Raw genomic sequence first — 21,796 nt, 5'->3', positions numbered from 1 at the left:
AGAATTAAATTTTCAGAGATGCTATAAACAATTCTAATAACTCTCAACCTAAAACTATTATACCATGATTTCTATTTTTTCTAAAAAACGAACCAGCTTGACTGATTCGTTTCGTGACTGCTAACTGCTACTTCCGATACATTTTAAACTGTAGGAAGAGATCGCTATATTTTCCTGTCCATTTATGGTCAAATTTCTCATAAACTTCTAGGTGTTTCATGGTTTCAGCATCAGGATAGAAGGCTTTGTCTTCTTTTTTCTCCTCTGGGAGCAGTTCCTTAGCTGGTAGGTTTGGTGTTGAATAGCCGACATACTCTGCATTTTTAAGGGCATTTTCGGGTTTCAACATAAAGTTGATAAAGGCATAGGCGGCATCTTGGTTTTTGACTGTTTTGGGAATGACCATATTGTCAAACCAAAGGTTGCTGGCCTCGGTCGGAACCACATAGCGTAGATTTTCATTTTTTTCTAGCATTTGGCTGGCTTCACCAGAGAAGGTCACACCGATCGCAGCATTATTCTGAATCATGTAACCCTTCATCTCGTCTGCAACGATAGCCTTGATATTTGGAGTCAGTTTGTAGAGTTTGTATACTGTCTCTTCTAACTGCTGGGTATCCTTGGAGTTAAGGCTGTAGCCAAGGGAATTGAGCCCCAGACCCAGCACCTCACGCGCCCCATCAAAGAGCATGATTGAGTTCTTATACTCTGGTTTCCAAAGATCATCCCAATGCTCAGGTGTTTCATCTACCATGGTTTCATTGTAAACAATTCCCAAAGTCCCCCAAAAATAAGGAATGGAGAATTTATTTCCTTTGTCAAAAGACTGGTTGAGAAACTCTGGTCCGATATTTTCAAGCCCTTCAAGTTTTGAATAATCAAGCGGTACCAAGAGGTCTTCGTCCTTCATCTTGTTAATCATGTACTCACTTGGGATAGCAATGTCATAGGTCGTTCCACCCTGCTTGATTTTGGTATACATGGCTTCGTTGGAGTCAAAGGTCTCGTACTGGACTTGGATGCCTGTTTCTTCTGTGAACTGAGTCAAGAGTTCAGGATCGATATAGTCTCCCCAGTTGTAGATAACCAGTTTTTGACTATCTCGGCTATTGATTTTACTATCTAAATGCGTCGCAATTCCCCATAAGACGAGGATAATGACTGCAATTCCTGCTAAAAATGAATAGAGTTTTTTCATGCTTTCTCCTCCTTCTCACGTGAGATAAAGTAATATCCAACAACTAGGATAATACTAAAGAGAAAGACGAGGGCAGACAGAGCGTTGATTTCTAGCGAAATCCCCTTACGAGCACGAGAGTAAATCTCGACTGACAGGGTTGAAAAGCCATTTCCCGTTACAAAGAAGGTCACGGCAAAGTCATCTAGCGAATAAGTGAAGGCCATGAAATAACCTGCAATGATAGACGGAGTCAGGTAAGGAAGCATGATTTCCTTAAACATCTGAAATTGACTGGCACCAAGGTCATAGGCCGCATGAATCATGTCACCGTTCATTTCCTTAAGACGAGGCAAGACCATCAAGACCACGATAGGAATGGAGAAGGCCACGTGACTAGATAGAACGGTCAAAAAGCCAAGTGAAAACTTAAGTTGGGTAAAGAGAATCAAGAAGCTGGCACCAATCATAACATCAGGCGCAACCATGAGGATATTATTGAGAGATAGAAAGGCTTCTTGATATTTCTTACGAGACTGATAGATATAGATAGCTCCAAAAGTCCCGATAATGGTCGCTATCAAGGCTGACAGAAAGGCCAAGAAAAAGGTCTGAGTCACAATTAACATAAGGCGACCATCGCCAAACATAGTTTTAAAATGGCTCAGGCTAAAGCCTGTAAAGCTATTCATGTCATTGCCTGCATTAAAGGCATAGCCAATCAAGTAAAAGATTGGCAGGTAGAGGACAAGAAAGACCAGTCCCAGATATAGATTGGCAAATTTTTTCATCGTTCTCTCCTTTCCTTGGTCACCCACATGGTGATGAACATGGTCAAGATGAGAATCACGCCGATGGTTGACCCCATACCGTAGTTGTCATTGGTTAGGAAATTCTGTTCAATAGCCGTTCCCAGCGTAATAACACGGTTCCCACCAATCAAACGGGTCAGCATGAAGAGACTCAAACTTGGAATAAAGACCGACTGAACTCCACTTCTCACACCGTTCATAGACAGAGGGAAGATAACATGGCGGAAGGTTTCCCACTTGGTCGCACCTAGGTCATAGCTGGCATTGATGAGATTGTTGTCCATATCATCCAAGACATTGAAAATAGGCAAAATCATAAAGGGTAGCTCGATGTAGCTTGCGACAAAGATAAAGGAGAAATCGGTAAAGAGCAACTGTTGCGAACCGATTCCGATAAATTCCAAAAATTGGTTAATTGAGCCATTCTGACCAAAAATCCCAATAAAGGCATAGGCTTTAAGGAGCAAATTGATCCAAGTTGGCAAAATAATCAGCATGAGCCAGAGTTGACGGTGCTTAAGACGGGTCAAAAAGAGGGCTGTTGGATAGCTGATGAGCAGGGTTACAAAGGTCACAATCCCTGCATAAAGCACTGAGTTGAAACTCATTTTTAGATAGGTCAAGTTTTGTGACGCAAAGTAAGATTTATAATTTTCTAAACTAAACTGGCCTTCAATGTTGAAAAAGGATTGTCCGAAAATCAAGATCAAGGGTGCCAGGACAAAGAGGGCAATCCAGAGCGTATAAGGCACTACAAAGAGTTTAGAGCTTGTTTTCTTCATCTCTTTCCTCCTCGATTGCATTGATCAGACCTGCTTCTTGCTCTTCGATTTCCACGTACTCCTCGATACGGGCGTCAAACTCTTCCTCAGTTTCGTTGAGACGCATGATGTGGATGTCTTCTGGTTCAAAGTCCAAACCGATTTCCTCACCCACAATGGCCTTACGAGTTGAGTGAATCATCCATTCATTTCCAAGTTCATCATAGGCGATAATCTCATAGTGCACCCCACGGAAGAGCTGGGTATCCACCTTAACTTGGAGCTTGCCTTCTTCAGGAAGGGTAATGCGCAAGTCCTCTGGACGAATGACGACTTCGACTGGCTCATTTGGCTTCATCCCACCGTCGACCGCTTCAAAGCGTTTGCCGTTAAACTCAACCAAGTAGTCCTCAATCATGGTTCCTGGCAAGATATTTGACTCCCCGATAAAAGTGGCAACAAAGTGGTTGATTGGCTCATCGTAGATGTCCACAGGCGTTCCAGACTGGACAATCTCGCCATCATTCATGACAAAAATCCAGTCACTCATGGCAAGGGCTTCTTCCTGATCGTGAGTGACAAAGACAAAGGTAATGCCCAATCGTTGTTGCAGTTCACGCAGTTCATACTGCATGTCTGTTCTTAATTTTAAGTCCAGCGCTGATAAAGGCTCGTCCAACAAAACCACACGGGGTTGGTTGATGATGGCACGGGCAATAGCCACACGCTGACGTTGTCCTCCAGAAAGTTTACGGATGGAACGCTTCTCATACCCTTCCAACTGAACCATCTTGAGAACTTCCGCTACGCGTTGCTCAATTTCTTTCTTGTCAATTTTACGCAAGCGAAGTGGAAAAGCAACATTTTCAAACACATTCATATGTGGAAACAAGGCATAGGATTGGAAGACCGTATGGACGTCTCGCTTGTTGGTTGGGATGTCATTGATGCGGACACCGTCCAGCAAAATATCTCCTGTCGTCGCATCCAGCAAACCTGCAATAATGTTTAGGATGGTTGATTTTCCTGAACCAGATGCGCCTAGCAGGGTATAAAACTTCCCTTCTTCCAACTCAAAGTTGATATCTTTGAGAACCTTGGTGTTGCTGTCTTCAAAAACTTTAGAGACGTTTTTGAATTCAATAATTGGTTTTTTCAATTGTCATTTATTCCTTCTTTTTCATAGATTAACAGATTAGGGCTCTGTCAGGCCGCCACTACCTCGTGTAGGAGATTGAACTGCCTACATACTTCTGCACCAACGATAGGCTTTCACCCCCTTTCCATGACATAGCAGCAGCTTTCCAAACACCGCTTCCTACTTGCTTTCACCCAGAATTCGAACTTCTCTCTCAAGAGTGACTCCAGAGTGTTCCTTGACTTTTTCAATCACAGACTCAATCAAGTCTTCGTAGTCTTTGGCCGTTCCATCTGCGACATTGATCATAAATCCTGCGTGCTTTTCTGACACTTCTACGCCACCGATACGATAGCCTTTCAAGCCAGCTTCTGAAATTAATTGACCTGCAAAATGACCAACAGGACGCTTAAATACCGAACCACAAGATGGGTACTCTAGAGGTTGCTTAAGTTCACGTAGATGCGTCAAGCGATCCATTTCTTGCTTGATAACCTGATGATTTCCTGGAGCTAGGGCAAATTTAGCTGACAAGACAACTGCACCAGACTCTTGAATAGCTGAATGGCGGTAACCAAAAGCCAAATCTTTTACAGACAGGGTCTCGATTTCTCCATCCTTGGTCAAGACCTTACAAGACTGCAAGATGTGGGCAATCTCGCCACCATAGGCACCCGCATTCATAAAGACAGCACCGCCAACACTCCCTGGAATGCCACAAGCAAACTCAAAGCCAGTCAAACTATGACGAAGGGCAATGCGAGTTGTCTCAATTAAGTTAGCACCAGCTTCAGCTTCGATGGTATAGCCATCAACGGAAACATTATTGAGCTTGTCACACAAGATGACAAATCCACGAATCCCACCATCACGAACAATGATGTTGCTAGCATTTCCAAGAACCATCCAAGGAATATTTTCTTGATTGGCAAATTTAACAACGCGAGCCAGCTCAAAACGATTTCGTGGAAAGACCAAATAATCGGCCTCTCCACCTACTTTTGTATAACTATAGCTATGCAAGGGTTCCTTGAAACGGATATCAATCCCTTCTAAGATTTCAAGCATGTTTTCTTTTACTGACATGACACTCTCCCTTTTACAAAATTCATTCCATTATACCATTTTTAAGACCATTTGACGACCCTAAAAAAATCTTGAGCTTATTTTAAACAAAAAAGAGGTTCCCCCCTTTTTCTTATGATTTTTTGCAAAAGATAGCCTTTGTTCCATAGGCAACCAGAACAAGTTCAAGTGCTAGGACAACTTCAACCAAGACTGGATTGGTCAACCAGCCAACTTGGGCAAGAGATGGTGCCAGGTCAAAGAAGGCATGTAGTCCATAGGCCGCTAGGAGATAAATCCATTTCTTCTGGCGAACAGCATGGTAAACCCAAACTGTCAAGAGTAATTGGAAACCTAACGCCAAGATTCTCTCAAAACCAAGCAAATAAATCTGCCAGACAGAAAGTGACTGGATAGTTTTCAACATATTTTCAGACAGCAATTGCATAACCTGTGGATTCTGAGTTTGAACTGCCGAAAGAACGATGTAGAGATTAATCAAACTAGTAAGGCCTAGGAAAATCAATTCCAAGCCACCATGCCCCAGTCCATAGGCCAAGGCATCTGCCTTTTCCAAACTTCTCTTTTTCTCCAACCATTTGAAGAAAATAAGACGAGCTGTTTCCTCAAAAAATGCTGCCATGGCTAGTCCATAGATGATATAGACAAGTGGATGATCCTGCAAGAGGGCAATACTACCGTCTTTTTGAGGATGCAAAACCAAGATATGCACCAGTTTTTCTAAAATCTGTGAAGAGACAAAGAAGGCGACAGCCCCCAAGCCCAAGACAGATAAATTAATCTGATATTTCTTTTTGGCATACCAAATGCTTCCTATCAAGAAAGCCAGCAAAAGCACCATGGTAATGATAATATGAATAGTCATTTTCGTCTCCTATTCTGCCTTTTCAATATCTTTTCTCATCTCTTCAACATTGAACTTAGCAAACAAGTATTGACGGTCTTAGACAGGAAAACGTTGGTCCAATTGGTCAACAGCTCCCACCTCGATAATACCTTCCTTGATGACAAAGTCCATGACATGTCCACCGAAAGTCAAATCATCTGATATGAAGTGCAGATGGTAGCCTGCCACACTGACCCCATGGAAAATCTCAGGCGTCCAGAAACCAACGATGGTTCCCGCCACATTGTCACGACTATATTCTGGTTGATGGGTTGCGACATCAGCAAACTTGGTATCTGGTGTCGACTTGGGAATCATGCGCACATGCATATGCGAAAATTTCCCACGAATCTTGATAGAGCGGAAAAGATTTTCCCCATCATAATAAGACTCGATTCGCTCTTCCAATTCCTTGTCTGTCATCTCAAAGCGCTGGCGGAAAATGACCTCTGCCTGATGCGGTACCACTGCTGCATAAGGAATAAGGGCATCTGGTGACACTTCTACAATTTCCGGTTGCTCTCCTGAGCCTTTGGCCTGATAAGCCTTGCCATCTAAGACAATCAATTCCCCATCAATGGAATCCAAGGTTCCCAAACCAAGGTCACCATGCTCCAGCAATTCTCCTACTGTCATGGTACCACCATAAAGGCCAGCCATCAAGGCTCCAAGGGTATTGTATTGAAATAATTTCACTGGTTCCTGCACGTTCTTATCCATTCTCTTTCTTATCTGTTATTATGTAAATCTTACTCCTAAGTATACCACATTTGTCCCTAGATGTGAACGAGAGAAACACTCTAGACATTGCCAAGAAGGAAAAAAAAAGGTACAATGTAACAAAATCAAGGGAGGTCTGGAATGAAGAAACAAAGCAAGTACCAAGAGGTCGTTTCCTATCTAAAAAATGGTATCGAGTCTGAACGCTTTCCGACGGGAAGTCGCCTGCCTTCTATCCGTCAACTGAGCCTTGACTTCCACTGTAGCAAGGACACCATTCAGCGAGCCCTGCTAGAATTACGACACGAACAATACCTCTACGCCAAGCCCCAGAGTGGCTACTATGTCCTAGAACAAGGGCAACATCAGGACCTAGAAATCGAGGTTACCGACGAACATGCCAGTGCCTATGACGATTTCCGACTCTGTGTCAATGAAACCCTGATTGGACGGGAAAACTACCTTTTTAACTACTATGACAACCAAGAAGGATTAGAAGACCTAAGACAGTCCATTCACAAACTACTCTTTGACCAAGCTCTCTACTGCAAGGCTGACCAACTAGTACTGACTTCTGGGACCCAACAAGCCCTTTTTATCCTCTCTCAAATTTCCTTTCCTAGCCAAGCCAAGGAAATCTTGGTGGAACAGCCGACCTACCATCGGATGAATCGTCTCTTGATTGCTCAGGGGTTAGACTATCAAACGATTGAACGAGGCATTGATGGAATTGACTTGGTGGAACTTGAACAGCATTTCCAGACGGGAAAAATTAAGTTTTTCTACACCATTCCTCGTTTTCACTATCCTCTGGGACATTCCTATTCAGAGCAGGACAAACGAGCTATTCTTGACTTAGCAGCTAAGTATGGTGTTTATATCGTCGAAGATGATTATCTGGGGGATTTGGACTCCAAGAAGGGCCAGACCTTCCACTATCTGGATACAGAAGAGCGCGTTATTTATATCAAGTCCTTCTCAACCAGCCTCTTTCCAGCCCTGCGGATTACGTCGCTCATTCTTCCAAATGCTATCAAGGGAGCCTTTGTTTCCTACAAAAATATCCTAGATTACGACAGCAACCTCATCATGCAAAAGGCCCTGTCACTCTATATTGACAGTCAACTGTTTGAGAAAAATCGTCTGGCTCGCTTGTCCAATCAGGAAACTTACCAAAAACAAATCGAGGAAAGTTTAACCAAAACACCTTGTCCCCTGCCTCACTATCCCCTTCACGATGGTTTATTGCTAGACCTCAGACAGTATCCTAAAATCGCCAGCCTAAAACACAGTCAGCTGAAATTGGACTTCTTTGAGGAGGCTTACTTGGATGCCTGCCCTTATCAATTTGCCAAGGTATCCTTAGACAATCTGGAAAATGTTTTAGACTATTTAAAAGCAGAATTGGAATGACTTCCAACTCTGCTTTTTTCTTATACTCTTCGAAAATCTCTTCAAACCACGTCAGCGTCGCCTTACCGTAGATATGGTTACTGACTTCGTCAGTTCTATCCACAACCTCAAAACCATGTTTTGAGCTGACTTCGTCAGTCTTATCTACAACCTCAAAGCAGTGCTTTGAGCAACCTACTGCTAGCTTCCTAGTTTGCTCTTTGATTTTCATTGAGTATTATTCTTCAACTTCTGTTAGGGTTGCCGCTTTTTCAAGATATTTTTGGTAGGTACCGTCATCTTTGAGTTTTTGGATGACCTTGTCCACCACTTCTTTCAAATCAGCACTATTTTTTCTAAGGGCAACTGCATTAGCTTCGCCGTCCTTCATCTTCAAGCTGACAGTTGCGACAGCTAGGTCTGCGTTTTTAGCAGCATAACTAAGGGCAACAGGCTCATCCATGTGAACAGCATCTACTTTTCCAGCCTGCAATTCATTGACAGCTTCACCCATATTAGTTAGGGAAGTTAATTGAGCTTTTGGCAATTGTTCCTTGACCATAGACTCTGGAACAGTCCCTTTTTGGGCTGCAATATTAGCACTTTCAAGGCTAGTTAAATCCTTATATTTTTCTACATCAGCCTTACGAACCAAGAAACTAATCTTATTTTCATAGTAAGGGATTGAAAAATCAAAGACTTCTTTTCTCTCGTCAGTAGCACTAATTCCCGCAACTGCTAGGTCAGCCTTACCAGTTTGAAGACTGGTCAAGACATTGTCAAAACTCATGCTTGAAATTTCCAACTTAACCCCAAGTTCATCAGCAATAGCCTGAGCCATATCAATATCTGCACCGACTACCTGATTTTTCCCGTCAACCAAAGCTTGGAATTCAAAGGGTGCATAGTCAGGACTAGTCGCTACAACTAATTTCCCCTTTTGCTTAATGGCCTCAACAGCTGACTGAGAACCATTAGAACCCGACTGACAAGCCACTAAGAAGAAGCTTGCAAGAAAACTACATAAAACAAATATCCATTTTTTTGATTTCATAAATAAACAACCTCTCTGTTAATTTTGTATAATTATAACGCTATTCAAGATGCTTGTCAAGTATTTTTTGAATTTTTATCTTAAAAATATTTTTTTCATTCAAAAAAGGAGCTGTCAGTTGATTTTAAGCTCCTTTTTATACAGAATGAATCTATTTTATAGTTCGACAATCTTACCTGTTTCAAAGTAAACAACCCATTCACAGATATTCTTGGCATAGTCTCCAATACGTTCCAAGAAGGCAATCACTTGGAAGTAATCACGACCTGTAACGATGGCATCTGGATTTTTCTTGATTTCTTCTGTAGCCAAGTCACGAATGCTATCAAAGTAATGGTTGATTTTTTCGTCCATAGCTGCTACTTCATAGGCCTGGTCTACTGAACCATTCAGATAGAGTTCAAGGGCTGCTTCGACGAAGTTCTTAACATCGCGACCCATTCTCTTGATTTCTTCTTCAACAGCTGGGATACGTTGTTCGCCCTTCATACGAATTGCCGCCTTGGCAATGGAAACGGCATGGTCACCCATACGTTCCAAGTCAGATACAGCCTTCAAAACGGTTAGAACTGTACGCAAGTCCTGAGAAACGGGTTGTTGGAGGGCAATCATTTCAAATGATTTCTTCTCCAATTTCACTTCGTATTCGTTTACTTCTGCATCGTCTTCGATGACTTCCTTGGCCAAATCACGGTCGTGCGTAACAAAGGCACGCACTGTACGATTGATTTGGGATAGCACTTCTTGTCCCATTGCATAGAACTGGTTGTGCAATTTCTCTAAATCTTCCTCAAATTGAGAACGTAACATCATTTATCTCCTTATCCAAATTTTCCTGAAATATAATCTTCTGTTTCCTTGTGTTGTGGGTTGAGGAACATCTTCTTGGTATCGTTAAACTCAATCAAATCTCCATCTAGGAAAAATCCTGTCTTGTCAGAGATACGAGAGGCTTGTTGCATGGAACGCGTAACCAAGAGCATGGTGTATTTATTTTTTAGCCCATACAAGGTTTCCTCAATCTTACCGGCCGAGATAGGGTCCAAGGCTGAAGTCGGTTCATCCAAGAGAATGATTTTAGGACTGGTTGCCAAGACACGGGCAACACAGACACGTTGCTGTTGTCCACCTGAAAGCCCGATAGCCGAATCATGCAGGCGGTCCTTGACCTCATCCCAGATAGAAGCTCGTTGCAAGGCTTTTTCCACTGCTTCATCTAGAACTTGCTTGTCCTTCACTCCATTAATACGAAGCCCATAGACAACATTTTCGTAGATGGACATAGGGAAAGGGTTTGGTTGTTGGAAAACCATACCGATTTCCTTACGCAATTCAACTGTATCTGTACGTGGGCTGTAGATATTGTGGCCATTATAAACCACCGAACCAGTTGTGGTCACCTCTGGATTGAGGTCTCCCATGCGGTTGATTGCCTTAAGAAGGGTTGACTTCCCTGATCCAGATGGACCAATCAAGGCTGTAATTTCCTTAGGTTTGAAAGATAGGGAAACACTATTCAAGGCCTTTTTTTGATTGTAGTAAACGGACAGGTCTGACACCTGTAAAATAGCTTCTGTCATACTGTTTCCTTTCTATCCAAAGTGTCCTGTTACGTAGTCATTAGTTGACTGTAGTTTCGCATTTTGGAAAATATTAGACGTCTTATCATACTCGATCAAGTCACCCAAGTAGAAGAATCCAGTGTAGTCACTAGCACGCGCAGCCTGCTGCATACTGTGGGTCACAATGATGATGGTAAAGTCCTTCTTCAATTCCAGCATGGTTTCTTCCAGCTGGGCTGTCGCAATCGGATCCAAGGCAGACGCTGGCTCATCCATCAAGAGAATATCTGGTTTAACAGAAATAGCACGAGCGATACAGAGACGTTGCTGCTGACCACCTGACAGGGTCAAGGCTGACTTGTGCAAATCGTCCTTGACCTGGTCCCAAAGGGCAGCCTGACGAAGAGAGGTTTCCACAATTTCATCCAAGACTTGCTTGTCCTTAACCCCTGCTCGTTCATGGGCAAAAGTGATATTGCGGTAGATAGACTTGGCAAAGGGATTTGGTCGTTGGAAGACCATTCCAATGTGCTTACGCATCTCGTAAACGTTGATTTCTGGACGGTTGACATCAATCCCTTGATAGAGAATTTGACCTGTGACCTTGGCAATATCAATGGTATCATTCATACGGTTGAGACTGCGGAGGTAGGTTGATTTCCCAGATCCAGATGGGCCAATTAAGGCTGTAATTTTATTTTTTTCAAATTGCATATCGATGCCCTTGATGGATTCTTTTTTACCGTAGTAAACATGTAAATCCTTAGTAGAGAGGGCCACTTTCTCTTCAGGAAAGGTGATGATATGCTTTTCATCCCAATTATATTTTGACATGGCTTCTCCTTTAGGCAGCGGTTAATTTCTTATGTAGGTAGCTTCCGAGTTTGCGGGCTCCAAAGTTAAAGATGAGGATAAAGATAAGGAGCACGGCTGCAGAACCTGCTGATACGATAGTTCCATCAGGAATAGTACCTTCACTGTTGACTTTCCAAATATGGACTGCTAACGTTTCTGCTTGACGGAAGATAGAGATTGGGCTGGTTACACTGAGAATATTCCAGTTAGACCAGTCAAGGGCTGGAGCGGATTGTCCTGCTGTATAGATAAGAGCCGCAGCCTCACCAAAAATACGACCAGAAGCTAAGACGACCCCAGTCACAATACCTGGAAGGGCTTCTGGAATGACCACATGGACCACAGTCTCCCAACGAGAAATCCCAAGAGCCAGACCAGCCTCACGTTGCGTATGGTGAACGTGTTTCAAACTGTCCTCAACATTACGAGTCATCTGAGGCAGATTAAAGACTGTCAAGGCCAAGGCACCTGAAATGATTGAAAATCCATACTCAAACTGAACTACAAAGATCAAGTAACCAAAGAGACCTACAACCACTGATGGCAGTGAAGACAAGATTTCAATACAGGTTCTGACAAAGTTGGTCACAGGACCTTTCTTGGCATATTCAGCTAGGAAAATCCCAGCTCCCATAGACAAGGGAACAGAGATAATCAAGGTAATAACCAGAAGGAAGAAGGAATTATAGAGCTGAATTCCAATCCCTCCACCTGCTTGGTAAGAAGATGATTTGCCAGTCAAGAAAGACCAAGAGATGTGGGGCAAACCACGAACCAAGATATAAAGAATCAAGGATGCCAAGATGGCAACGATAATTCCTGCAATCGAGTAGAGGACAGCTGTTGCAATTTTATCTAATTTCTTAGCGTGCATAGTTTTTCTTTCCTCTTTCTTTCGTAATCAATTTAATCACACTGTTGAAGGCCAAACTCATCAAAAGCAAGACTAAGGCCAGTGACCAGAGAACGTTATTGTCAACTGTTCCCATAACCGTATTTCCAATACCCATGGTCAACACAGAGGTCAAGGTCGCAGCAGGTGTTGTCAATGAAGTTGGGACAACGGCTGAGTTTCCAACTACCATCTGAATGGCCAAGGCCTCACCAAAGGCACGCGCCATCCCAAAGACCACTGCTGTGAAAATCCCTGAACGCGCTGCCTTCAAGGTCACGCGCCAGATGGTTTGCCAACGAGTGGCTCCCATAGCCAAACTAGCTTCGCGATAGTGACGAGGCACCGCACGCAAGCTATCCGTTGTCATAAAGGTTACCGTCGGTAAGATCATGACAAAGAGAACGAAAATCCCTGACAAAATCCCAAAACCAGTACCACCAAAGACACTACGGACAAAAGGAACTACGACCTGCAAACCGATAAATCCATACACGACTGAAGGAATTCCGACTAGCAATTCAATGGCTGGTTGCAAGATTCTAGCACCTTTTGGTGAGACTTCAGTCATAAAGACTGCCGCACCAATGGCAAAAGGAGTTGCGATAAGGGCTGATAGGATTGTGACAATAAAGGAACCCAAAATCATAGGAAGGGCACCAAATTGTTTACCTGAAGGATTCCAAGTTTGTCCAAAGAGGAAATCAAATATGTTAACCCCATTGACAAAGAAGGTCGACAAGCCTTTCTGGGCTACGAAAATCAAAATCATGGCCACAATGATGACAATCAAAGACAGACAGGCAAAGGTCAAGCCTTTTCCTAATTTCTCTAGACGAGAGTTCTTTGAGGGAGAAAGTAATTTTTTAGCTAATTCTTCTTGATTCATTATTGACTCCCTTCTAGTGCTGTCACCGTTCCTACAGCATCTTTTTCAACCTTCATTTCCTTAACAGAAATATAACCCATTCCCTTAACGATTCCGCTTTGCGCTTCATCAGAGAGGACAAAGTTGAGGAATTCTGCCACCAATTCATTTGGTTGACCTAGGGTGTACATGTGTTCATAAGACCACAAAGGCCAGTTATTCGTTGTAACATTTTCTGCAATCGGCTCATAGCCATTCAACTTCATGCGTTTAACCGAGTCATCCACATAGGCAAAGGCTAAGTAAGAAATGGCTCCTGGTGTCTGGGAAACAATGTTTTTGACCATCCCATTTGAATCCTGTTCTTGACTCTGCATGGCAGATTGGCCATCCATGATAACACTATCAAAGGTTGCACGTGAACCAGAACTTGCCGCGCGGTTGATAATAGAAATGGCTAGGTCTTTCCCACCGACTTCTTTCCAGTTGGTCACTTGACCTGTAAAGATGCTACGGAGTTGTTCAGTTGTCAGATTTTCAACATCAACTTCCTTATTTACAATGACTGCCAAGCCTGCTACTGCAACCTTGTGATCCACTAGGGCTGAAGCGTTGATACCGTCTTTTTCCTCGGCAAATACGTCTGAATTTCCTACATCAACGGCTCCAGATTGAACCTGAGACAGACCTGTACCAGATCCTCCACCTTGGACGTTGACTGTTTTTCCAACGTGCATAGAGCCAAATTCATCTGCTGCTGCTTCGACCAAAGGCTGAAGAGCCGTTGAGCCAACAGCAGTCATGGATTCTCCACGATCAATCCAGCTAGCACATCCCGCCAAAGAACCTGCTAGCAAAAGAGCTGCGAGGGATAGAGCGAGTTTTTTCCTTTTTTTCACTGTTTTTCTCCTTGAAAATAATGGTGAATGCTGTGAATTTTTTTCAACTATTTATTTATGTTTTTCTTTTGAAAATTGGGAGCCAACTAAAGTTCTTATACTCAATGAAAATCAAAGAACAAACTAGGAAACTAGCCGCAGGCTGCTCAAAGCACCGCTTTGAGGTTGTAGATAAGACTGACGAAGTCAGTCACATATATACGGCAAGGCGACGTTGACGCGGTTTGAAGAGATTTTCGAAGAGTATTAGCTTGGTTTAACTAGAAATTTGCTTAGTTACCTTCTCCACCAATTTTGACTTAAAATGAAAGACAATTTGAAAAAAATCCATACTTCCACTATAACATAGACAAGCTACTTTGACTAGCATTTTCACTTGAATCTAAGGCCTTTGGGAAAATAATTTTTCAAAACATTTCCAGTCACCTTAGCAAAGCCCAAACCATTTCCTTGAACCAAAACTTGGTACCAACCATTTGGCAGACTTTCCGCCAGCTGAACGGTTTCTCCAGCCACATACTTTACAAACGCTTCTTGGTCAATTTCAACGGACTGCTTGACCTGACTCGGTTTCAAGGTTAGACCAAGAGCAAAACTAGGTTCAAAGCGTTTCTTCTTAAAGGTGCCCAGATGCAGGCCATTCCTAGCAATCTTGAGCTTCCCTAAATCTGGCAAGAGTTCTGGCAAGAGATAGAGTTGGTCACCAAAAGTCTGCAAGATTCCCCTTAGATTGATTTTCAAATGTTTTTGGGCAAATTCCTGCCACAAGGCAACTTGTTCTCGGCTGAGATTGCTCTTACTTGCCTTAAATTTAGGTGCTGGATTGTCACCTTTAAATTGTAAATGAGCGACAAACTGCCCCTCTCCCTTAAAATGATGAGGATACATCCGAGCCGTTTCTGGCAGGTCAATTCCAGCTACCATTCCATTGATATGCTCTATTGGCAACAAATCAAAATCATACTCTTCCAGTAGCCAATTGACGATCTCTTCGTTTTCCTCGGGTGCCCAAGTACAGGTTGAATAAACCAAACGACCACCTTCTGCAAGCATGGTCACTGCATCTGCTAGAATTTCTCTTTGCAAACTAGCACATTGACTTGGATAATCTAAGCTCCAATAGTCCATAGCATCTGGTTGCTTACGGAACATCCCTTCACCAGAGCAAGGGGCATCTAGGACAATGAGGTCAAAATAGCCTTTAAAAACCTTGGCCAAACGGTCGGCAGATTCATTGGTCACCACGACATTTGTCGCTCCAAAGCGCTCCATGTTTTCTACTAAAATCTTAGCCCGTTTGCTTGAAATTTCATTGGAAACAAGGAGACCCTCTCCTGCTAGATAAGCTGCCAGCTGAGTTGATTTTCCACCCGGTGCAGCAGCCAAATCCAAGACTTTCATACCAGGACTGGGCTGAGCTACCTGAGCAACCATCTGAGCAGCAGGTTCTTGCGAATAAACCAAACCAGTAGCATGCTCAGGCGATTTACCTGAAACCTTACCATAGTGACCCCAAGGAGTTTGAGGAATGGCATCAAGAAAGGAAACTGGCGCTTCTTTTAAAGGATTGACCCGAAAGGCCGAAACCGCTTCCTCCTCAAAAGAGGCAAGAAAATCTCTTGCCTCATCTCCTAGTATCTCTTCATATTTTTCAACAAATCCTTCTGGAAATTGCATTTAAGTTCTTTTCCTTTCGTAAATATAGGACTGAATCTCCTCCTGCATCTCAAGAGGCACCATCATGACCGGCTGTCTGGTTTGAAAATCAGGAGCTTCACCAGATAGGGTCACCACCCGATATCCCAGACCTTCTCCTAAAATACTAGCGGCAGCATAATCCCATGGTTGCAGATAAGTAACATAGGTCAACAAACGCCCTGATAAAATCTTGGCAAAACTGATGGCCGCACTTCCATAGACACGTACACCTAGTACCGCTCGACTCAAATCAGCCAGCCCCCATTCATTGGTTTCTAGCATGCCACTATTCCCTGCAATGAGAAAATCTCCAAGTGGTTTTGCTTTAAAAGGAGCTAGGGGCTTATCATTTAGACAAACTGGAAACTTACCACCCCCGTGATAACAATCCCCTTTGACCACATCATAAATCAGACCAAACTGTCCCCGACCATTTTCAAAATAAGCCATCATAACAGCAAAATCTTCTTGCTGGGCTACAAAGTTACTGGTACCATCAATGGGATCAATGACCCAAACCTTTCCTTCTTGAACCGAAGCTCGCAGACAACCTTCTTCAGCACAAATCTTATCCTCAGGATAACGGGATAGAATTTCACCAACCAAAAGTTCCTGAACTTCCTTGTCCAGTTTGGTCACCAAATCTGTTGGAGAGGTCTTAGTCTCAACACACAAATCTTCCTGCATATGGTCAAGGATATACTGACCCGCCTTCTTAACAAGCTCTTTAGCAAATTCAAATTTACTTTCCAAGAGAAATCTTCCCTTCCCCTTTTTCCTTGGCAGTCTGAACTGCTCGATAAAGCGAATAACCACTCACTGTTTCAAATTCTCGTCCCAAACGTTTTTCTTCGCTCTTACTTGGCACGACAGACTTGAATCCCTTATAGGAGTCCAGTAACTTTTTAGCCTCTACCTTGCTTTCATAGGCAGCTTCAACATCATTAAAAAAAGAAAGCACTGAAGCAAGTTCTTCAGTGCTCCACGACAAATCTAGTGGGTAACTATACTGTTTGTTCATTAACTAATACCAGCTCTCATTCTTGCTTCTTTTAGTTCTTGCTTACGGTAACTACGAGGGAGAAAAGCTCGAATCTCATCTTCATTAAAACCGATTTGCATGCGTTTGGCATCAATAATAATTGGACGACGCAAAAGACTAGGATACTGCTCAATCAAATGAAGCAATTCCGATACCGAAATACTCTCTACATCAATATTCAATTTTTGAAAAATTTTTGAACGAGTTGAAATGATGTCATCAGTACCATTTTCGGTCAAGGAAAGGATATGTTGCAATTCTTTTCTTGTTAAAGGGCTGGTCATAATATTGTGTTCCACAAAGGGAACCTTATGTTTTTCTAACCAGGCCTTCGCCTTACGACATGATGTACAGCTCGGTGATAGAAATAGTGTAATCATGCTTTTCTCTTCTTATCTATACTTTGCTATTTCTATTATACACAAAAATAAAGCGCTTGACTAGGGATTTTTAGAAAAAAAAGCCTATTTTTCAAGAAAAATAGACTGTTCGCGAACGATTGACGCAATTGTAATTTAGTTAATTCACTCTTATACTCTTCGAAAATCAAATTCAAACCGCGTCAACGTCGCCTTGCCGTACTCAAGTACAGCCTGCGGCTAGTTTCCTAGTTTGCTCTTTGATTTTCATTGAGTATTAACGATAGTTTCGAATCACATACCTAACTTATTTATTCAAAATAAGAACACCCTTAGTATTACTGCTTGCGACTTTTCAGGTATAGAAAACCAAAGAAGCTTTCATAGAGGGCGAAAAAGAGGAGGAAGGCATGGAGGAAGAAGGTCTCTGGCAAAATCAGAATCACTGGATCCTTAGCTGGGTCAAAAAGCCAGGTATCATCTCCCACAAAGAGAATTTGATGGAAAAGAGTAAAGAACTGGTCAAAACCAATCAAAACTCCCCCAAGCCCAATCAGTAAAGGTAAAACCACTAGAACCAAAAGCCCTTTACTAAATAGAGACAAGAAGCCCTTTTTCACAATCCCTTTGACAAAGAAATAGAAACTTGGCAGTGTCACTAGAGCAACTAGCTGAACCAAGTGAAAGAGGTTCTTAACCACCGCAAAATGATGAAGACCGGCTACTGACGAACGAAAATCAGGCATCTGCAAGACCTGATTAAAAGGATTGGTCAGATAATTCATCAAGATGTGAAAATTGTATTGAATGGTTTCTGGTTTTAAATAGACCCGATCCGTTAAACTTAACCACTTGATTTCCAGCGGATAAACAATCCAAGCCAGATAAATGATCAAAAGGATTGAGAGGGAGAGGAGAAAGAGCATAGAGCTCCAAAAGGTCAGTTTAGTTTTCATCAAAATCCCACTCCGCAAGGCTAGAAACCACATGTGTCGGTGTGATTGGCAGGTCTGCTACTTCTTCTGCCTTGGTAAAACCTGTTGTCACCAAGAGCGTTGGAATACCATTGTCAATCCCTGCTCGAATATCAGTCAGGTAATTGTCCCCAACCATGATTAATTCTTCACGTCCCAAACCTAAGTGCTCAACCGCCTTGTCCATAATGATGGCATTTGGTTTCCCAATATAAACAGGCTTCACACGTGTTGCTACTTCAAGAAGCGTGATTAGTGAACCAGCACCAGGCAAAAGACCGCGTTCTGTCGGGATGTTGAGGTCAGGATTGGTTCCGATAAAATGAGCTCCCTTTTGGATAGCAAGAGTTGCTGTCGCAAACTTTTCATAGTCGACTTGCCAGTCCAGACCTACTACCACATAGGCAGGATTCTCCTTGTCTTCAACATATCCAGCCTTCTTGATGGCTTCCTTGAGCCCTGCTTCTCCGATGACATAGACGGTCTTTTCAAGCCCTAAGTCATTCATATAATCGATAGTCGCCAAAGTTGCTGTGTAGACAGTCGACAGGGGCGTATCGATATTAAAATTCTGAGCCAACATCTCCTGAACACTCTCTGGAGTACGAGTTGTATTGTTGGTCACAAAAAGATAGGGGATGTCCCGATTTTGCAATTCATGGACAAAAGCCTCTCCTGCTGGAATTCGATCTTTCCCCTTATAAATGGTTCCGTCTAAATCAATTAAATAGCCTTTATATTTCATCTATTTCTCCCTAATCCTTCTTCATTTCTTGCCAAGTGATGATAGCTTGGGCATTGGTAGCCCCGTCGCTTGTAATCTCATGCTTGCTTTCCAGTTCAGTCCGTTCAACAGCCGATGTAATCACCCCACCTGGTCGAACTTCCTTGACATACTTGAGGTTGATTTTCTTGGGAATATACTGGGTCAAAAAATCAGCTCCCATGACTTCAAAAATCCAATCCAAGTATTTACTGTTATTGACATGACCATTCATATCTAAATCATAAAAACGGACATGGTACTCCTTGCTGATTGGTTCGTTCAAGGACTCATACTTTGGCCCACGGATAAGCTTTTTATCAAAATCAGACTGATACGGAGCCACAATCTCAGGTTCGACAGTATGGACTTTTCGACTATCTCGGTCCATGAGAACAAAGGTCGCCATCATGTGAATGAGCTCCTGCCCCGCTTCATCATAAATGGTAAAGCGACGGTAGCAAAAGAGTCGATTGTAGCTCAAGGCTTCCGTTTCGATGGTGATTTCTTCCGCAAAATGAGGCAAACGAACCACCTCAATATCATAGTCTGTGATAATCCAGACCAGATTATGCTCTTCTAAAATAGTCTTATCACTAACTCCTAGTTCAATGGACTGCATCCCTGAAACTTGTAGGGATAGCAAAATCACATCTGGAAGTTTGATATGACCGTTCATATCAGCCATATCAAAAGGAATTTTCATTTTCATTTGATAAGTTAAGCCCATCATTCTACTCCAAAATAAATCGTTCTGCTACAGTGTCTCCCAAAAAGAGACCTCTTTTTGTCATGCGCACTCGGTCACCCTCTATTTGCATGAGACCTTGTTGAACCAAATCTCTGACAATTTCTCCATAAAGTCCATCGAAAGATCGTCCAAATTTTTCCTTAAATCGCGCCATGGAGACTCCTGATTTCTTGCGAAGGCCCAGGAACATTTCTTCTTCCATTTGCTCTTTTTGACTCAGGTGTTCTTCTGTGAAACGCGCATTGCCTTCCTCAACCGCATTAAGATAATGGCGAATCGGACCGTGGTTTTTATAGCGCACTCCATTAACATAACCAGATGCCCCAGCACCGATGCCATAGTATTCAGCATTGTCCCAGTACATGAGATTGTGACGACTTTCAAAACCAGGTTTGGAGAAATTGGAAATCTCATAATGCTCAAAACCAGCTCGCTCCAGCTCTGCGATGATGTACTCAAACATCTCAGCCTCCAGTTCCTCCTTAGGCAGAGGCAATTTCCCTCGTCGCATACGGTTCATAAAGACCGTGTGGTTTTCCAAAATCAAACTATACAAACTCATATGGGGAATATCCAGTCCAATGGCCTTAGCCACATTTTCCTTGACCTGCTCCATGCTCTGACCAGGCAGTGCATAAATCAAATCAATAGAGATATTGTCAAAACCAGCCAGTTTCAGGCGGTCAATATTTTCATAAATATCCTTCTCCAAATGACTGCGCCCAATCTTTTTCAGCATCTTGTCATCAAAGGTTTGCACACCTAGCGAAACACGATTGACAGCCGAGTTTTTCAAAACGGCTATCTTATCCGCATCCAAGTCGCCTGGATTTGCCTCAATAGTCAACTCCTCCAAGGCAGACAAGTCCAAGTTTTTAGTCAAGCCATTCAATAACACCTCCAGTTGCGGAGCTGACAGGGCTGTTGGTGTCCCGCCACCGATATAGAGAGTTCGCAACTTTTGAATATCATAAGAACGAAACTCTTCCAACAGATGCTCCAAATAGCTGTCGACTGGCTGATTTTTTATAAAGACCTTTGAAAAGTCACAATAATAACAAATCTGGGTACAAAACGGGATGTGCACATAGGCTGACGTTGGTTTCTTCTGCATAGTCTTATTATACCACAAAAGCGAACAATACTTAGAATTCCGTTTAACAAAATCCTAGCATTGTTCGCTTTCTTTATCTAAACATTTTTTGTATTTTATGACGAATACGATTCCCAGAAACAATCTAGTTTATCTTTACAATACAAAAGAATGAATGTTCATTTGACTAAATTTTTAGTCTTCTTTTTTCTTGCGAGCTACAAGTCCGAGACCACCTAGCATACCAAGAAGTCCTAGAGATGCAAGAGTCGCATTTGATTCTGTTCCTGTATTTGGCAATACATTTTGAGAATCATTTGATTTATCTCCATTATCCATAGTAGTCTTAGTATCTTCATAATTTGCATTCGAAGTAACTGTTACAGTGACTGGGATTTCTTCCGTTGAGCCATCTGGATAAGTTACTGTAATCTTACCTGTGATCTTATCTCCTGGTTTTGCTCCTTCTGGAATTGTAACAGTGACTTTGCCATCTTTATCTACGTCGATAACGCCTGGTTGATCACTTTCGAAGGTGGTTCCATCTGGAATCTTCTTACCATTCTCTTCTGTTAATGGAATTTCAACCTTAGAACCTGGTTTGCCATTGCCATCTTCATACTTCGGTGTGTAGATATCTTTATCTTGTTCACCTACTGTTACAGTGACTGGGATTTCTTCCGTTGAGCCATCTGGATAAGTTACTGTAATCTTACCTGTGATCTTATCTCCTGGGTTTGATTCTTCTGGAATTGTAACAGTGACTTTGCCATCTTTATCTACGTCGATAACGCCTGGTTGATCACTTTCGAAGGTTGTACCATCTGGAATCTTCTTACCATTCTCTTCTGTTAATGGAATTTCAACCTTAGAGCCTGGTTTGCCAGTGCCATCTTCATACTTCGGTGTGTAATCATCTTTATCTTGTTCACCTACTGTTACAGTGACTGGGATTTCTTCCGTTGAGCCATCTGGATAACGTACAAGAACCTTACCTGTAATCTTATCTCCTGG

General features: G+C 42.5%; 23 protein-coding genes and 1 pseudogene. 1 reads left to right on the top strand and 23 read right to left on the bottom strand.

All coding sequences use genetic code 11. The features are described from left to right. Positions 1-127: 127 nt before the first annotated feature. The 7 genes and pseudogenes from GEZ84_RS02250 to budA all read right to left on the bottom strand — a co-directional run bounded on the left by GEZ84_RS02250 (position 128) and on the right by budA (position 6,580). Positions 128-1,198 (bottom strand): ABC transporter substrate-binding protein, encoded by a 1,071-nt coding sequence (locus GEZ84_RS02250; protein WP_153223262.1) that lies wholly within the window; start codon positions 1,196-1,198, stop codon positions 128-130. Next, positions 1,195-1,968 carry an ABC transporter permease gene (locus GEZ84_RS02245; protein ID WP_000712739.1) on the bottom strand — a complete coding sequence of 258 codons (774 nt, stop codon included), beginning with the start codon at positions 1,966-1,968 and terminating at the stop codon, positions 1,195-1,197. The genes GEZ84_RS02250 and GEZ84_RS02245 overlap by 4 nt, the downstream gene beginning before the upstream one ends. Further along, positions 1,965-2,771, bottom strand: coding sequence for an ABC transporter permease (locus tag GEZ84_RS02240; protein WP_153223259.1), 807 nt, complete (start codon positions 2,769-2,771; stop codon positions 1,965-1,967). Before GEZ84_RS02240 ends, GEZ84_RS02245 begins: the two co-directional genes overlap by 4 nt. Continuing rightward, complete coding sequence (locus tag GEZ84_RS02235) at positions 2,752-3,909, bottom strand: ABC transporter ATP-binding protein (protein WP_000742900.1); 1,158 nt, start codon at positions 3,907-3,909, stop codon at positions 2,752-2,754. The genes GEZ84_RS02240 and GEZ84_RS02235 overlap by 20 nt, the downstream gene beginning before the upstream one ends. A 159-nt stretch (positions 3,910-4,068) precedes the next feature. Continuing rightward, a complete protein-coding gene (gene murB, locus GEZ84_RS02230) occupies positions 4,069-4,974 on the bottom strand; it encodes a UDP-N-acetylmuramate dehydrogenase (RefSeq protein WP_153223258.1) in 906 nt (301 codons plus the stop codon). 112 nt (positions 4,975-5,086) lie between these two features. Beyond that, complete coding sequence (locus tag GEZ84_RS02225) at positions 5,087-5,839, bottom strand: YhfC family intramembrane metalloprotease (protein ID WP_153223256.1); 753 nt, start codon at positions 5,837-5,839, stop codon at positions 5,087-5,089. Between the two features lie 9 nt (positions 5,840-5,848). Further along, positions 5,849-6,580: pseudogene (budA, locus tag GEZ84_RS02220) on the bottom strand (acetolactate decarboxylase). Between the two features lie 141 nt (positions 6,581-6,721). On the opposite strand from budA, the gene GEZ84_RS02215 reads away from it, so the two are divergent. Further along, on the top strand, positions 6,722-7,993 hold the full coding sequence (locus tag GEZ84_RS02215; RefSeq protein WP_153223254.1) for a PLP-dependent aminotransferase family protein: 1,272 nt from the start codon (positions 6,722-6,724) through the stop codon (positions 7,991-7,993). A gap of 217 nt (positions 7,994-8,210) precedes the next feature. Here the strand turns inward: GEZ84_RS02215 and GEZ84_RS02210 are convergent, their stop codons facing one another. From GEZ84_RS02210 to GEZ84_RS02135, 16 genes are all read right to left on the bottom strand, one after another. Beyond that, on the bottom strand, positions 8,211-9,026 hold the full coding sequence (locus tag GEZ84_RS02210) for an ABC transporter substrate-binding protein (RefSeq protein ID WP_153223252.1): 816 nt from the start codon (positions 9,024-9,026) through the stop codon (positions 8,211-8,213). 156 nt (positions 9,027-9,182) lie between these two features. Then, on the bottom strand, positions 9,183-9,836 hold the full coding sequence (phoU, locus tag GEZ84_RS02205; RefSeq protein WP_000946458.1) for a phosphate signaling complex protein PhoU: 654 nt from the start codon (positions 9,834-9,836) through the stop codon (positions 9,183-9,185). An 11-nt stretch (positions 9,837-9,847) separates the two neighbouring features. Continuing rightward, positions 9,848-10,606: a phosphate ABC transporter ATP-binding protein PstB gene (gene pstB, locus GEZ84_RS02200; RefSeq protein ID WP_153223250.1), complete on the bottom strand. Its 759-nt coding sequence runs from the start codon at positions 10,604-10,606 to the stop codon at positions 9,848-9,850. A gap of 12 nt (positions 10,607-10,618) precedes the next feature. Continuing rightward, positions 10,619-11,422: a phosphate ABC transporter ATP-binding protein PstB gene (gene pstB / locus GEZ84_RS02195; RefSeq protein WP_020900241.1), complete on the bottom strand. Its 804-nt coding sequence runs from the start codon at positions 11,420-11,422 to the stop codon at positions 10,619-10,621. Between the two features lie 10 nt (positions 11,423-11,432). Further along, complete coding sequence (gene pstA, locus GEZ84_RS02190) at positions 11,433-12,317, bottom strand: phosphate ABC transporter permease PstA (protein ID WP_000543046.1); 885 nt, start codon at positions 12,315-12,317, stop codon at positions 11,433-11,435. Next, the gene (gene pstC / locus GEZ84_RS02185) at positions 12,307-13,224 is read right to left on the bottom strand and encodes a phosphate ABC transporter permease subunit PstC (RefSeq protein ID WP_001070903.1); all 918 of its coding nucleotides are present in this window, start codon (positions 13,222-13,224) and stop codon (positions 12,307-12,309) included. The genes pstA and pstC overlap by 11 nt, the downstream gene beginning before the upstream one ends. Next, positions 13,224-14,102 carry a phosphate ABC transporter substrate-binding protein PstS family protein gene (locus tag GEZ84_RS02180; RefSeq protein ID WP_319946405.1) on the bottom strand — a complete coding sequence of 293 codons (879 nt, stop codon included), beginning with the start codon at positions 14,100-14,102 and terminating at the stop codon, positions 13,224-13,226. Before GEZ84_RS02180 ends, pstC begins: the two co-directional genes overlap by 1 nt. A 372-nt stretch (positions 14,103-14,474) precedes the next feature. Continuing rightward, the gene (locus GEZ84_RS02175; protein WP_153223248.1) at positions 14,475-15,779 is read right to left on the bottom strand and encodes an RsmF rRNA methyltransferase first C-terminal domain-containing protein; all 1,305 of its coding nucleotides are present in this window, start codon (positions 15,777-15,779) and stop codon (positions 14,475-14,477) included. Continuing rightward, positions 15,780-16,553: an inositol monophosphatase family protein gene (locus GEZ84_RS02170; RefSeq protein WP_153223246.1), complete on the bottom strand. Its 774-nt coding sequence runs from the start codon at positions 16,551-16,553 to the stop codon at positions 15,780-15,782. It lies immediately after the preceding gene. Further along, positions 16,543-16,821 (bottom strand): UPF0223 family protein, encoded by a 279-nt coding sequence (locus GEZ84_RS02165; RefSeq protein ID WP_153223244.1) that lies wholly within the window; start codon positions 16,819-16,821, stop codon positions 16,543-16,545. Before GEZ84_RS02165 ends, GEZ84_RS02170 begins: the two co-directional genes overlap by 11 nt. Continuing rightward, entirely contained in the window at positions 16,821-17,222 is a 402-nt protein-coding gene (locus GEZ84_RS02160; protein WP_000631259.1) for a Spx/MgsR family RNA polymerase-binding regulatory protein, read from the bottom strand. The genes GEZ84_RS02165 and GEZ84_RS02160 overlap by 1 nt, the downstream gene beginning before the upstream one ends. A gap of 317 nt (positions 17,223-17,539) precedes the next feature. After that, positions 17,540-18,157, bottom strand: coding sequence for a TIGR01906 family membrane protein (locus tag GEZ84_RS02155; protein ID WP_153223241.1), 618 nt, complete (start codon positions 18,155-18,157; stop codon positions 17,540-17,542). Beyond that, a complete protein-coding gene (locus GEZ84_RS02150) occupies positions 18,147-18,920 on the bottom strand; it encodes a TIGR01457 family HAD-type hydrolase (RefSeq protein ID WP_153223239.1) in 774 nt (257 codons plus the stop codon). Before GEZ84_RS02150 ends, GEZ84_RS02155 begins: the two co-directional genes overlap by 11 nt. A gap of 10 nt (positions 18,921-18,930) precedes the next feature. Then, the gene (locus GEZ84_RS02145) at positions 18,931-19,668 is read right to left on the bottom strand and encodes an acyl-ACP thioesterase domain-containing protein (RefSeq protein ID WP_153223237.1); all 738 of its coding nucleotides are present in this window, start codon (positions 19,666-19,668) and stop codon (positions 18,931-18,933) included. Positions 19,669-19,672: 4 nt separating this feature from the next. Continuing rightward, the gene (gene hemW, locus GEZ84_RS02140) at positions 19,673-20,803 is read right to left on the bottom strand and encodes a radical SAM family heme chaperone HemW (RefSeq protein WP_153223235.1); all 1,131 of its coding nucleotides are present in this window, start codon (positions 20,801-20,803) and stop codon (positions 19,673-19,675) included. Between the two features lie 174 nt (positions 20,804-20,977). After that, on the bottom strand, positions 20,978-21,796 hold an 819-nt coding region (locus tag GEZ84_RS02135; RefSeq protein ID WP_153223233.1), incomplete at its 5' end, for a YPDG domain-containing protein.

This window comes from Streptococcus mitis (genome assembly GCF_009496155.1).
Taxonomy (GTDB): domain Bacteria; phylum Bacillota; class Bacilli; order Lactobacillales; family Streptococcaceae; genus Streptococcus; species Streptococcus mitis_BQ.
The sequence above is the reverse complement of the archived record's forward strand: the minus strand, read 5'-3'. Positions and strand labels throughout refer to the sequence as shown.